Here is a 13,337-nt window from a genome sequence, read left to right on the forward strand (position 1 = left end):
GAAATCGATGATGGTTTCGTGCTGACTTGCCAGTGTCATCCGGTGAGCGAGCGTGTGGTCGTGAGTTTCGACGAGCGATAGATCACAGCCGGGCGTCATTCGATTCGCGTAAACTAGGACCGCCCACCCAAGCGGTCCTTTTCGTCTTCCGGCATCCGACAACGATGAACACGACTCACGTCACGAATGGCGATTACGCGGCCCAGGCCCTCACGGAAGCATTGCGGCGCGCGGAACGCGACGAGCCCGTCATCGCGCTGCGCGACGATCTTGCCGTCGGCCCGCTCAGGGAGATCGACGAATCCCCGCTCGCGCGCGCCGCGTTCTGGCGTCAGGTGCTGAACAGCGCGATCGATTTCGAGGACGAACTCGACGAGCAGCAAGCCCTCTTCGGCCGCCTCGCGCGCAGCGACGCGCAGATCGTCGTGTGGCACGGTCAGAGCGCGGCGGACCAGCTCACGCTGCGGCGCGTCGCTTTTCATTTGCGCAACGCGCCCCAGCGCCTGAACGAAGCGAAGCTCAATCACGACGATCTGAGCATCGCGACCGATGACGGCGCACCCGGACGCGTCGGCCGCGACGATCGCGCGACGGCCGTCGGCATGTTCTCGCCGAAGCAGTTGCTCGCGAAACTGCCGACCGCCGCGCCGATTTCCGTCCTGCGCATCAGCCGGCTCGCGCTCGAATGGCAGGAAGCGAAGTACGCGAATGCCGAGACGCGCCGCCTGCGCGACAACATGCTCGTTTCCAGCACATGGGCCGATGTCGACGAAGCGTTGCTCGATCTCGCCGGCCCGGAATGGCAACCGGCGCGTCAGATCGCCGGCGCCGCGATGGGCCGACGCTTCGATTTCATGCTCTCCGATTCCATCGCCTTCTGGCGCTGCCGCGAACTCGTCACGGCGGGACGGCTTAAAATCCGCGGCACGCCGTCCGAAATCAGTCTGGCCGAGTTGCGCCGCTGAAAACCATATTTATAAGAACGCACACTTCGAACACATGGCCCGTACCAAAGCGCCCGACCACGAGACGCAACGCGAACAGATCCTCGAACTCGCCGCCGCGAAATTCGCGCAGACGAGCTATCCCAGCACCTCGATGGCCGACCTCGCCGCCGCGAGCGGCACGTCGAAGGCCCGTCTCTATCACTATTACGCGAGCAAGGAAGCGATCCTCTTCGATCTGCTCGACCGCTACACCAAGCGGCTCATGCTGATCATCGCGGAAGTGGAAGGTTCGAGCCAGCGGCGCGGACTGGGTGAGCGCGAGGCGTTCGCCGATCTCGTGCGCGCGTTTCTCGCCGAATACGAGACGTCGCACAGCCGGCACGTCGCGCTGCTCAATGATGTGAAGTATCTGGAAGACGCGCAGCGGGAGATTGTTCTGGACCGTCAGCGCGACATCGTGGCTGCGTTCGCGCGTCAGCTCGCGCGGGCTTATCCGAAGCGCGCGACCAAGGACAATCAGACCGCGCTCACGATGATGGTCTTCGGCATGATCAACTGGACGTTCACGTGGCTCAAGCCGGGCGGCAAGCTTGGTTATGGCGAATTCGCCGAGCAGGTCGTCGACATGATCGAGAACGGCCTGAACGGCGATTGACGCGATGTTGCAGCACAACAAACCGACTGGCCGGTAAAACGTTGCGTTTACACAATGTTCTTAAGTGATTGATTTTTATACGTTCTAATCGATTTCAGTAGCCGTTTAGAACGTCTCTCCTAGTGCGTTTTAAGGGTTTTCCCGTATCCGTTTCTCTGGAATCAGCTAAAATTCGTTTTGCTTTGCAGCATGCTGCATGACGAATGAGGAGGAACAACCGTGGAACTGACCATCAACCGCCCTGCCGAGCAGATCGTCGCGCACGATCAGCCCATCAAGAACGCGCGCATGCCGGTTCTCGTCCGCGAATTGTCCTCGGCCGATCGCGAGCGTCTGCTCACGCACTTTCTTGCACTCGACGAAGACGACCGCCTCTTGCGCTTCGGCCAGGTCGTGCCGGATCACGTGATCGAGAATTACGTCCACAACATCAACTTTTCGAACGACAAGGTGTTCGGCGTGTTCGGCAGTTCGCTGGAACTGATCGGCGTCGGCCACTTGGCTTATCTGCCCGCTGAAGGCGACAAACGCACCGCCGAGTTCGGCGTGTCCGTGCTCGAGAGCGCGCGCGGCCGCGGCATCGGCACGAAGCTGTTCGAGCGTGCTTCAATGAGCAGCCGCAACACGCACGTGTCGGTGCTCTATATGCACTGCCTGTCGCGCAATTCGACGATGATGCACATCGCGAAGAAATCGGGCATGAAGATCGAATACGCGTACGGCGAGGCGGACGCTTATCTGTCGCTCACGCCGGCCGACCAGAGCAGCTTCATGACCGAAATGCTTCAGGAGCAAGCCGCGCTGTTCGACTACGCCATCAAGCGTCAGGCGCACCGCGCGTCGCAAGTTTTCCAGGCACTCATGCCGACTGCGGACGCAGCGTAACTTTCTTCGAGAACAGCGCGGGGTTTGCGCTGCGAGCGGGACCAACAAGGGCGGCTTGGACCGCCCCTCGTCGTTTCAGCGCAGCGGCAGAACCGTCGTCTCCTTAATGCGCTCGAGCGAAAAGCTGGAGCGCACGTCGATCACAGATGGATGATGCAGCAGTTGATCCTGCACGAAGCGCGAAAAGTCATCCATGTCGCGCACCTGCACGCGCAGCAGGAAATCCATTTCGCCGGTCATCGCATCGCAGGCGACGACTTCCGGCCACGAACGCACCGCTTCGCGAAACAGATCACCGTGTGTCGGCGCTTTCGGCGTGCCGGCCGCGGCCTGCATCCCGCCGCGTTTCTCAAGACGCACGTTGATGTACGCGAGCAGGCCGAGCCCGAGCTTCTTCGCATCGAGCAACGCGACATAGCCACGAATCACGCCGATGTCTTCCAGCCGCCGGATACGCCGCAGACACGGACTCGGCGACAGATTCACGCGCTCCGCAATCTCCTGGTTCGACAATCGCCCATTCTCCTGAAGGATGGCGAGAATTCTGCGATCTATCGTGTCCAAATCGGGTTCGGCCATTTTCTAGCTCCATCTGACGCGTTGCTGGCAGTATCGTGCTCATTATCATGAACTCACGATTTGTTTCGCAAGTTTTTGCCAGCGCCGGCTGACTAAACTGTCTCCACGTCGCGCACATCGCGCGCATCCAAATCAGGAGACATGCATGACCGCAACGACCTGGGAGAATCCCGTCGGCACAGACGGCTTCGAGTTCATCGAATACACCGCGCCCGATCCCGTCGCGCTCGGCAAGCTGTTCGAGCAAATGGGCTTCACCGCGATCGCGAAGCACCGTCACAAGGACGTGACGCTGTATCGCCAGGGCGAAATCAACTTCATCGTCAATGCCGAGCCGGATTCGTTCGCGCAACGCTTCGCGCGTTTGCACGGGCCGTCGATCTGCGCAATCGCCTTCCGCGTAGCCGACGCCGCCCAGGCGTACAAGCGCGCGCTCGACCTCGGCGCATGGGGCTTCGACAACAAGACCGGCCCGATGGAGCTGAACATTCCGGCGATCAAGGGCATCGGCGACTCGCTGATTTACTTCGTCGATCGCTGGCGCGGCAAGAATGGCGCGCAGCCGGGCAGCATCGGCGATATCAGCATCTACGACGTCGATTTCGAGCCGATTCCCGGCGCGGAGCAGAATCCGGTCGGCCACGGGCTCACGTATATCGATCACCTGACGCACAACGTGCATCGCGGCCGCATGGTCGAGTGGGCGGAGTTCTACGAGCGGCTCTTCAACTTCCGCGAAGTCCGTTACTTCGATATCGAAGGCAAGGTGACGGCGGTGAAGTCGAAGGCGATGACTTCGCCGTGCGGCAAGATCCGCATTCCGATCAACGAGGAAGGCTCGGAAACCGCGGGACAGATTCAGGAATATCTCGACGCGTATCACGGCGAAGGCATTCAGCACATCGCGCTCGGCGCGGGCGATATCTACAGCACGGTCGACGGCCTGCGCAGCGCAAAGATCGCGCTGCTCGACACCATCGATACGTATTACGAACTCGTGGATCGCCGCGTGCCGGGTCACGTCGAATCGGTCGCGGAGTTGAAGAAGCGCAAGATTCTGATCGATGGCACCAAGGACGAAATCCTGCTGCAGATCTTCACGGAGAACCAGATCGGGCCGATCTTCTTCGAGATCATTCAGCGCAAGGGCAATCAGGGCTTCGGTGAAGGCAACTTCAAGGCGCTGTTCGAATCGATCGAACTGGATCAGATGCGCCGCGGCGTGTTGAAGGACACCACCGCAAGCTGATCCGCGACAGAAACGCGGGCGTTAAAAAAGGGACATGGACCGCGAAGGTCCATGTCCCTTTGTGCATTCTGACGGTCCGGCGTGTAAATCCGAACCGCGTGAGCGGGTCAGCCCGCCGTCTCGTCGTCGCTGCTTTCCGATTCGCGGCGCTTCTGGGCGCCAGCCTGGACCGAATGAACGCGCACCTGCGCGACCTGTGCAACCGACGACGCCCCGAACGGCGACGCGTTATTCGCCCGAGCGCCGCCTACCGGCGCGCTGATGGCGAAAAAAGCCGCCGAAACCATCAAGAAACTCTGGATGTGGCGTTGTTTCATCGTTATCTCCTTCTAAACAACTCGCTTCCGGAAGCCAAACGTGCGCAAAAAGACGGCAAGGGATTTCCGGAAGCGCCATGTTAGACAGGGATGAGCCTCAGGGTTCCGCGAATCGGTCGGATTTACACGCTGTAACAAAACCCTCTTCGAGGCGGTCAAATCGTTAAGGATTTGATGCAAAACGCGCTTAAGTGAGGAATTTTTAACGGGTTTGTACCAGTGCCTGAAAGACCGGCGCTTCGGGCAAACTGAGAATCCCGGCCCGAACGTTCACAAGACGCAACGGCCTGAAAAATGCTTTGGCGATCCCAAACCCCGGGTGGAGGAGTACACATAATGAACGCCCCGCTAGACGCAGAACAAAGAGCTTCTCTAGAAGCCGCACTGAAGTCCGTCACGCTCGACGACAAATACACGCTCGAACGCGGCCGCGCCTATATGAGCGGCATCCAGGCGCTGGTGCGCCTGCCGATGCTCCAGCAGGAACGCGACAAGGCCGCCGGTCTCGACACCGCCGGTTTCATCTCCGGCTATCGCGGTTCTCCTCTCGGCGGTCTCGACCAGTCTCTGTGGAAGGCGAAGAAGCATCTCGCCGCGCATCAGGTCGTGTTCCAGCCGGGCGTGAACGAAGATCTCGCCGCCACCGCCGTGTGGGGCTCGCAGCAAGTCAATCTGTACCCGAGCGCGAAGCACGACGGCGTGTTCGCCATGTGGTACGGCAAAGGCCCGGGCGTCGACCGTTCCGGCGACGTCTTCAAGCACGGCAATTCCGCCGGATCGGCCAAGCACGGCGGCGTTCTGGTGCTCGCCGGCGACGATCACGCCGCGAAATCATCGACGCTCGCGCATCAGTCGGAACACGTTTTCAAGGCGTGCGGCCTGCCGGTGCTGTTTCCGTCGAACGTGCAGGAATACCTCGATTTCGGCCTGCACGGCTGGGCGATGTCCCGCTACTCCGGCCTCTGGGTCGCGATGAAATGCGTAACCGATGTCGTGGAGTCGTCGGCGTCCGTCGATATCGATCCGCATCGCACGAAAATCGTGCTGCCGACCGATTTCGCGATGCCCGATGGCGGCCTGAACATCCGCTGGCCGGACCCGCCGCTCGTGCAGGAAGCGCGTCTGCTCGACTACAAGTGGTACGCCGCGCTCGCCTACGTGCGCGCGAACAAGCTCGACCGCGTGGAAATCGATTCGCCGCACGCGCGCTTCGGCATCATGACCGGCGGCAAGGCGTATCTCGACGTGCGTCAGGCGCTGACCGATCTCGGCCTCGATGACGCGACGTGCTCGCAGATCGGCATCCGTCTCTACAAGGTCGGCTGCGTGTGGCCGCTCGAAGCGCAAGGCGCGCACGAGTTCGCGCGCGGACTCGAAGAAATTCTGGTGGTCGAGGAAAAGCGCCAGATTCTGGAATACGCGATCAAGGAAGAACTGTACAACTGGCCGGATGCGCAGCGGCCGCGCGTCTACGGCAAGTTCGACGAAAAAGACGGCGCGGGCGGCGAATGGTCCGTGCCGATGGGCAACTGGCTCCTGCCCGCGCACTACGAGCTGTCGCCCGCGATCATCGCGAAGGCGATCGCCACGCGCCTCGAAAAGTTCGATCTGCCCGCGGACGTGCGCACGCGTATCGCCGCGCGGCTCGCCGTGATCGACGCGAAGGAAAAGTCGCTCGCGCGCCCGCGCGTCGAAGCGGAGCGCAAGCCGTGGTTCTGCTCGGGCTGTCCGCACAATACGTCGACGAACGTGCCGGAAGGCTCGCGCGCGATGGCGGGCATCGGCTGCCACTACATGACGGTCTGGATGGACCGCAACACCAGCACCTTCAGCCAGATGGGCGGCGAAGGCGTCGCGTGGGTCGGCCAGTCGCCGTTCTCGAACGACAAGCACGTGTTCGCCAATCTCGGCGACGGCACGTACTTTCACTCCGGGCTGCTCGCAATCCGCGCGGCGATCGCGGCGAAGGTGAACATCACCTACAAGATTCTCTATAACGATGCGGTCGCGATGACCGGCGGCCAGCCCGTCGACGGCGTGCTGACCGTGCCGCAGATCACGCATCAGCTTGCTGCGGAAGGCGCGGCCAGAATCGTCATCGTCACGGACGAGCCGGAGAAGTACACGGCGAGCGTCGGACTGGCGCCCGGCATCGACGTGCATCATCGTGACAAGCTCGACGAAATCCAGCGTCAACTGCGCGAAGTTACGGGCACGTCGATTCTGATCTACGACCAGACCTGCGCCACCGAAAAGCGCCGGCGTCGCAAGCGCGGCGCGTTTCCCGATCCGGCGAAGCGCGTCGTCATCAACCAGGCCGTGTGCGAAGGCTGCGGCGATTGCTCGGTGAAGTCGAATTGCCTGTCGGTGGAACCGCTCGAAACCGAGTACGGCACCAAGCGGCAGATCAACCAGTCGACGTGCAACAAGGACTACTCGTGCCTGAACGGTTTCTGCCCGAGCTTCGTGACGGTGGAAGGCGGGCAACTGAAGAAGCCGAAGGCGACGAGCGTCGGCGCGGATGCGATGCCCACCGTGCCCGCGCCGGAGCTTCCGGAGATCGCGCGGCCGTACGGTGTGCTGGTGACGGGCGTCGGCGGCACGGGCGTCGTGACGATCGGCGCGCTGCTCGGCATGGCGGCGCATCTGGAGCAGAAAGGCGTCACCGTGCTCGATGTCACCGGCCTCGCGCAAAAAGGCGGCGCCGTGATGAGCCACGTGCAAATCGCCAACCGCCCCGCCGATATCCACGCGACGCGCATCGCGATGGGCGAGGCGGATCTCGTCATCGGCTGCGATGCGATCGTCACCGCGAGCAATGAATGCGGCTCGCGGATGCAGCCGGATCACACGCGCGTCGTCGTGAACAGCGCGCAGACGCCGACCGCCGAGTTCATCAAAAACCCGAACTGGAGTTTTCCGGGCGCGAGCGCGGAGGCGGATATTCGCGCGGCGGCCGGCGAACATGTGGCGCTCGTCGATGCGAACCGCTTCGCCGTCGCGCTGATGGGCGATGCGATCTACACGAATCCGTTCGTGCTCGGGTTTGCGTGGCAGAAGGGTTGGGTGCCGTTGCTGCATGAATCCCTCGCGCGCGCGATCGAGTTGAACGGCGTGCAGGTCGAGAAGAATCTCGCGGCGTTCGAATGGGGCCGTCGCGCGGCGCACGATCCCGAAGCGGTGCGCCGTCTCGCGGAGTCGCAGCGCGGCGGACAGGAAGCGGCGGGCAAGGTCATCGCGCTGCATACGCCGAAGGCTCTGGACGCGCTGATCGACAAGCGGCTCGACTATCTCGCGAGGTATCAGAACGCGGCGTACGCGGCGCGTTATGGCCGGCTGGTCGCGGAAGTGCGCGCGAAGGAAGCGGAATTCGGCCCGGGCGACGGGCGGTATCCGTTGACCGAGGCCGTCGCGAAGAATCTTCACAAGCTGATGGCCTACAAGGACGAGTACGAAGTCGCGCGCCTGTATGCCGATCCGGTGTTTCTCGACAAGGTGAAGAACAGTTTCGAAGGCGACTGGAAGATCAAGGTTCACCTCGCGCCGCCGAGCCTGTCGAAGAAGGACGCGCACGGGCATCTGGTGAAGAAGCAATACGGCCCGTGGATGATGTCCGCGATGCGCGTGCTCGCGAAGTTAAAGTTTCTGCGCGGGACGGGGCTCGATCCGTTTGGACGCACGGAAGAGCGAAAGATGGAGCGGGCGTTGATCGGCGAGTATGAGGCGCTGGTGCGTGAGTTGATCGGTGGACTCACGGCGCAGAAGCTGCCGCTTGCGGTCGAACTGGCGAGTCTGCCGGACTCGATGCGCGGTTATGGGCACGTCAAGGAAAACAACGTGAAGGCGGCAAAGGTGAAGTGGGAGAAGCTGCTGGCGCGGTGGCGCGATCCGCAGGGCGGCGAAGCGAGACACGTCGCCTGACGCGCTGATCACCGAAACAAAACGGCGATCCAGTTTCCCGGATCGCCGTTCGTCTTTCTAGCGCGCGTGCGTATTACTTCGCCACACTCGCATTCGCGCTCGCCACCGCCGTCATATTGATGATCCGGCGCACCGTCGCGGCCGGCGTCAGGATATGCACCGGCTTCGCCGCACCCAGCAGGAACGGCCCGACCGTCACGCCCTCGCCGCTCACCATCTTGAGCAGGTTGTAGGTGATGTTCGCGGCTTCCACATTCGGCATGATCAGCAGATTCGCCTCGCCATGCAGCGTCGTTCCCGGGAACGAAGCCTTGCGCACCGTCTCCGACAAAGCCGCATCGCCGTGCATTTCACCGTCGATCTCGAGATCCGGCGCGCGCTCCGCGATCAGCTTGCGCGCTTCCGCCATGCGCTTGCTCGACGCGCCCGGCACGCTGCCGAAGTTCGAGTTCGACACCAGCGCGACCTTCGGCTGAATCCCGAAGCGCTCGATCTCGCGCGCCGCCAGCACCGTCATGTCGGCGAGTTGCTCGGGCGTCGGCGTTTCGTTGACGTAGGTATCGCTGATGAACAGATTGCGGCCCTGAAGCATCAGCAGATTCATCGCGGCGAAGTTGTTCGCGCCTTTCGCCTTGCCGAGCACCTGATCGATGAACTTCAGATGATCCTGATACGTATCGATGAGACCGCAGATCATCCCGTCGGCATCGCCGGTGTGAACCAGGATCGCGCCAATCAGCGTGTTGAACTTGCGCAGCGCGGCCTTCGCGCTTTCCGGCGTCACACCCTGACGCGCGGCGATCTCGTGATACGCCTGCCAGCTCTTCTGATAACGCGGATCGTCTTCCGGATTCACGATCTCGAAGTCGACGCCCGGCTTCAGCTTCGAACCCATCTTCTGCAGACGCATCTCGACCACCGCCGGCCGGCCGATGATGATCGGCTTCGCGATCTTCTCCAGCAGCACGAACTGCGCGGCGCGCAGCACGCGCTCGTCCTCGCCTTCCGCGAACGCGATGCGCGCCGGCGCCGCCTTCGCCGCCGCGAACACCGGGCGCATCACCATACCCGTGCGATACACCGTCGCGCCGAGCGTCTCGCGATACGCGTCCATATCCTTGATCGGACGGGTCGCGACGCCCGAATCCATCGCGGCCTGCGCGACGGCCGGCGCGATCTTGATGATCAGACGCGGATCGAACGGCTTCGGAATCAGATAGTCCGGGCCGAACTCCAGCGAATGACCTTCGTAAGCCTTCGCGACTTCATCGCCCTGATCGGTTTCTTCCGCGAGTTCCGCGATCGCGCGCACGCACGCGAGCTTCATCTCTTCCGTGATCGTCGTCGCGCCGACATCCAGCGCGCCGCGGAAGATGAACGGAAAGCACAGCACGTTGTTCACCTGATTCGGATAATCCGAACGGCCCGTCGCGACGATACAGTCCGGACGCACGCGCTTCGCTTCTTCCGGGCGGATCTCCGGCTCGGGATTGGCCAGCGCGAGAATCAGCGGCTTGTCGCCCATGGTCTCGACCATTTCAGCCTTCAGCACGCCCGCGCTCGAACAGCCGAGGAACACGTCGCAGCCGTGCATCGCGTCGGCGAGCGTGCGTGCGTCGGTGCTCGCCTGATAGCGCTCCTTCGAGGCATCCAGATTGCCGCGGCCTTCGTAGATCACACCCTTCGAATCGATCACGAGCGTGTTCGACTTCTTCAGGCCCAGATGCACGAGCAGGTCCAGACATGCGATCGCCGCCGCGCCCGCGCCCGAGCACACGAGCTTGATCTCGTCCAGCTTCTTGCCGACCACTTTCAGGCCGTTGAGAATCGCCGCCGAAGCAATAATCGCCGTACCGTGCTGATCGTCATGGAAAACGGGAATTTTCATGCGCTCGCGCAGCTTCTTCTCGATGTAGAAGCATTCCGGCGCCTTGATGTCTTCGAGGTTGATGCCGCCCAGAGTGGGTTCGAGCATCGCGATCGCGTCGACGAGCTTGTCCGGATCGGTTTCCGCCAATTCGATATCGAACACGTCGATGCCCGCGAACTTCTTGAATAGACATCCCTTGCCTTCCATCACCGGCTTGGCCGCGAGCGGGCCGATATTGCCGAGACCGAGCACGGCCGTGCCGTTCGTCACGACGCCCACGAGATTCGCGCGCGACGTGTACTTCTGCGCGTCGAGCGGCTCATCGTAGATCGCCATGCACGCGGCCGCGACGCCCGGCGAATACGCGAGCGAAAGGTCGAGCTGGTTCGAAAGCGGCTTGGTCGGAGTAACCGAAATCTTGCCGGGACGGGGATTCTGGTGATACGCGAGGGCGCTTTGCTTCAGTTGTTCGTCCATGATTAACCTGAGAGGTTTGGGAATTATTTGAACAGGGTTCACACCGCCGTCGACCGTGCTGCATGAATGCGGAAATGTGAATCTATGGACCAAGTTTCATATGCCCGGCGCGTCGGATAGACGCGGCGTGCCGCTCGCAAGGATGGTACGAGCGGACGGAGCCTTTGGTTTTTTTGGGACAACCAGTGTACACCGCGCGCCCGCAATGACGCGATGCAACGTTTCAGCGCATCCGGACGGGTTTCATCGGATGAACGCGCGCGATATCACTGGAGTTCAGCGCCGCGCTTTTCGGGGATCAGGAAGAGTGTCGCAACGACATCGAGCAGATAGATCGATGCAAGGAACGCCAGCGCGACCGCGAACGAATAGCGCGCCGCGAGCGCGCCGACCGCGACCGGCCCCAGCCCGCCGACCGCGCGCCCGATATTGAACAGCACGTTCTGCGCGGTCGCGCGCGCCTCGGTCGGATAGATCTCGGAGATCAGCGCGCCGTAACCGCCGAGCATGCCGTTGACGAACACGCCCATCACCGCGCCGCCGATCAAGAGCGCCGACGGGCTCGTCAGATTCGAATAGACGAACACCATCGCGACCGCGCCGATCTGGTATGCGAGAAACGCCGGTTTGCGTCCGAAGCGGTCCGCCGCGAGGCCGAACAGCCAGATGCCCAGTGCCATGCCGAGCACGGTGGCGGCGGTCCAGAGTCCGGACTTCGTGAGCGAGTAGCCGAAGGTCTTCGACAGATAGCTCGGCAGCCAGATCATCAGCCCGTAGTAGCCGAAGTTCTGCACCGAGCACAGGATGATCACGCCGACGCTCGCGCGCGCGGTGCGGGCGTCGTCGAAGAGGCGCTTGAGCGGCAGTTTGCGCGCGGCGTCGGTTTTCGCAGCCGCGCGGCGTTCGGTGAACAGCGCGGGTTCTTCCACGTGTCGGCGCACGAAAAACGAAACGACCGCCGGCAACAGCCCCACCGCGAACATGCCGCGCCAGCCGATCACGGGCAGGAGCATCGGCGTGATGAGCGCGGCGGCGAGCACGCCCAGTTGCCAGCCGATCCCCACATACGACGACACGCGCGCCCGCAGCCGCGCGGGCCACGCCTCGGCGACGAGCGCCATGCCGATGCCGAACTCCCCGCCCAGCCCGATCCCGGCGATGGTGCGATAGATCAGCAGGTCGCCGTAGCCCTGCGCGAGCGCACACAAGCCGGTGAACACGGCGAACACGAGAATCGTCCAGGTCAGCATTCGCACGCGGCCGAAATAATCGGACAGCATGCCGAACACGATGCCGCCCGCCACCGCTCCCGCGAGCGTCCAGGTGACGAGCGCGCCGGATTGCGCAGGCGTGAGATGCAAGTCCGCAGCGATCGCGGGCAGCATGAAGCCGAGGATCAGCAGATCGAAGCCGTCCATCGCGTAGCCGAGCACGGACGCAAGGAGCGCGCGCAGCGCGTGGCGAGTGGGCGCGGCGGGGGCATCGTTGGTGGAGGAAACAGGTGTCATCGAAGAAAGTCGGGTACGCGCAGCGTCGCGAGTGTACGTGCGAGCGCCGCGCTTTCACAACCTGCAAACAATTCGCCCCGCCCCGTTCCCTCAGGTAAAATGGCGGGCTACGCGCGCAGGAAACGTCTGAAAACCCGTCGCAAGGCGGCTCTTTTTGCGTCAAATCCATGCGCCAGTGCCCTCGCGGCCGCCTCCCGCTTCTTCAAGCGCCACACAAGTCCAAGGATTCGCCCATGACAGGCTTCGATCGCCAGACGATCTCCGACACCACCGCCAAAATGCTGCTCGAAGTTCAGGCGGTGCACTTCAACGCGGAAAAACCGTACATCTTTACGTCCGGCTGGGCGAGCCCGGTGTATATCGACTGCCGCAAGCTGATTTCCTACCCGCGCGTGCGTCGCGGCCTGATGGAGATGGCCGAGGCAACGATCCTGCGCGACGTCGGCTACGAGCAGATCGACGCGGTTGCTGGCGGCGAGACCGCGGGCATTCCCTTCGCGGCGTGGATTGCCGACCGCCTGATGGTGCCGATGCAGTACGTTCGCAAGAAGCCGAAAGGTTTCGGCCGCAACGCGCAGATCGAAGGTCTGCTCACGGAAGGCCAGCGCGTGCTGCTGGTCGAAGACCTGACCACGGACAGCCGCAGCAAGATCAACTTCATCAACGCGCTGCGCACCGCGGGCGCGACTGTGAATCACTGCTTCGTGCTGTTCCACTACAACATCTTCAAGGAAAGCGTGTCGGTGCTGAAAGACATCGACGTCGATCTGCACGCGCTCGCCACCTGGTGGGACGTGTTGCGAGTCGCGAAGGAGCAAGGCTACTTCGAGTCGAAAACGCTCGATGAGGTCGAGAAATTCCTGCACGCGCCGGCCGAATGGTCGGCTGCGCACGGCGGCGCAACCGCTGCTCCGCAATAAGAATTTACA

General features: G+C 62.5%; 10 protein-coding genes. 6 read left to right on the top strand and 4 right to left on the bottom strand.

Annotated elements, in window-relative coordinates:
- The first annotated feature begins 164 nt into the window (after positions 1–164).
- The 3 genes from AWB80_RS39825 to AWB80_RS39835 all read left to right on the top strand — a co-directional run bounded on the left by AWB80_RS39825 (position 165) and on the right by AWB80_RS39835 (position 2,487).
- Positions 165–965, top strand: coding sequence for a DUF1835 domain-containing protein (locus tag AWB80_RS39825; RefSeq protein WP_061180110.1), 801 nt, complete (start codon positions 165–167; stop codon positions 963–965).
- 34 nt (positions 966–999) lie between these two features.
- A complete protein-coding gene (locus AWB80_RS39830) occupies positions 1,000–1,602 on the top strand; it encodes a TetR/AcrR family transcriptional regulator (RefSeq protein WP_061180111.1) in 603 nt (200 codons plus the stop codon).
- A gap of 288 nt (positions 1,603–1,890) precedes the next feature.
- A complete protein-coding gene (locus AWB80_RS39835) occupies positions 1,891–2,487 on the top strand; it encodes a GNAT family N-acetyltransferase (protein WP_244207019.1) in 597 nt (198 codons plus the stop codon).
- A gap of 75 nt (positions 2,488–2,562) precedes the next feature.
- Here the strand turns inward: AWB80_RS39835 and AWB80_RS39840 are convergent, their stop codons facing one another.
- Positions 2,563–3,066 (bottom strand): Lrp/AsnC family transcriptional regulator, encoded by a 504-nt coding sequence (locus AWB80_RS39840; RefSeq protein WP_061180113.1) that lies wholly within the window; start codon positions 3,064–3,066, stop codon positions 2,563–2,565.
- Between the two features lie 145 nt (positions 3,067–3,211).
- Here AWB80_RS39840 and hppD point away from each other — a divergent pair, with 145 nt between their 5' ends.
- A complete protein-coding gene (gene hppD / locus AWB80_RS39845) occupies positions 3,212–4,315 on the top strand; it encodes a 4-hydroxyphenylpyruvate dioxygenase (RefSeq protein ID WP_061180114.1) in 1,104 nt (367 codons plus the stop codon).
- Between the two features lie 107 nt (positions 4,316–4,422).
- Here the strand turns inward: hppD and AWB80_RS39850 are convergent, their stop codons facing one another.
- Complete coding sequence (locus AWB80_RS39850) at positions 4,423–4,632, bottom strand: hypothetical protein (protein WP_061180115.1); 210 nt, start codon at positions 4,630–4,632, stop codon at positions 4,423–4,425.
- 336 nt (positions 4,633–4,968) lie between these two features.
- On the opposite strand from AWB80_RS39850, the gene AWB80_RS39855 reads away from it, so the two are divergent.
- Positions 4,969–8,553 (top strand): indolepyruvate ferredoxin oxidoreductase family protein, encoded by a 3,585-nt coding sequence (locus tag AWB80_RS39855; protein WP_061180116.1) that lies wholly within the window; start codon positions 4,969–4,971, stop codon positions 8,551–8,553.
- Positions 8,554–8,626: 73 nt separating this feature from the next.
- Here the strand turns inward: AWB80_RS39855 and AWB80_RS39860 are convergent, their stop codons facing one another.
- Both AWB80_RS39860 and AWB80_RS39865 read right to left on the bottom strand, forming a co-directional pair.
- Positions 8,627–10,900 (bottom strand): NADP-dependent malic enzyme, encoded by a 2,274-nt coding sequence (locus AWB80_RS39860; protein WP_061180117.1) that lies wholly within the window; start codon positions 10,898–10,900, stop codon positions 8,627–8,629.
- Between the two features lie 266 nt (positions 10,901–11,166).
- Positions 11,167–12,408: an MFS transporter gene (locus AWB80_RS39865; RefSeq protein ID WP_061180118.1), complete on the bottom strand. Its 1,242-nt coding sequence runs from the start codon at positions 12,406–12,408 to the stop codon at positions 11,167–11,169.
- Between the two features lie 233 nt (positions 12,409–12,641).
- Between AWB80_RS39865 and AWB80_RS39870 the strand changes: the two genes are divergently transcribed.
- Complete coding sequence (locus AWB80_RS39870; RefSeq protein WP_061120316.1) at positions 12,642–13,328, top strand: orotate phosphoribosyltransferase; 687 nt, start codon at positions 12,642–12,644, stop codon at positions 13,326–13,328.
- Positions 13,329–13,337: the final 9 nt, after the last annotated feature.

The sequence above is a fragment of the Caballeronia pedi genome (genome assembly GCF_001544915.2).
GTDB classification, from domain to species: Bacteria; Pseudomonadota; Gammaproteobacteria; order Burkholderiales; family Burkholderiaceae; genus Caballeronia; species Caballeronia pedi.

Bases quoted from the DNA above. Each gene is read 5' to 3' on its own strand.
- AWB80_RS39825 (WP_061180110.1), top strand. From the start codon at position 165: ATGAACACGACTCACGTCACGAATGGCGATTACGCGGCCCAGGCCCTC.
- AWB80_RS39830 (WP_061180111.1), top strand. From the start codon at position 1,000: ATGGCCCGTACCAAAGCGCCCGACCACGAGACGCAACGCGAACAGATC.
- AWB80_RS39835 (WP_244207019.1), top strand. From the start codon at position 1,891: ATGCCGGTTCTCGTCCGCGAATTGTCCTCGGCCGATCGCGAGCGTCTG.
- AWB80_RS39840 (WP_061180113.1), bottom strand. From the start codon at position 3,066: ATGGCCGAACCCGATTTGGACACGATAGATCGCAGAATTCTCGCCATC.
- hppD (WP_061180114.1), top strand. From the start codon at position 3,212: ATGACCGCAACGACCTGGGAGAATCCCGTCGGCACAGACGGCTTCGAG.
- AWB80_RS39850 (WP_061180115.1), bottom strand. From the start codon at position 4,632: ATGAAACAACGCCACATCCAGAGTTTCTTGATGGTTTCGGCGGCTTTT.
- AWB80_RS39855 (WP_061180116.1), top strand. From the start codon at position 4,969: ATGAACGCCCCGCTAGACGCAGAACAAAGAGCTTCTCTAGAAGCCGCA.
- AWB80_RS39860 (WP_061180117.1), bottom strand. From the start codon at position 10,900: ATGGACGAACAACTGAAGCAAAGCGCCCTCGCGTATCACCAGAATCCC.
- AWB80_RS39865 (WP_061180118.1), bottom strand. From the start codon at position 12,408: ATGACACCTGTTTCCTCCACCAACGATGCCCCCGCCGCGCCCACTCGC.
- AWB80_RS39870 (WP_061120316.1), top strand. From the start codon at position 12,642: ATGACAGGCTTCGATCGCCAGACGATCTCCGACACCACCGCCAAAATG.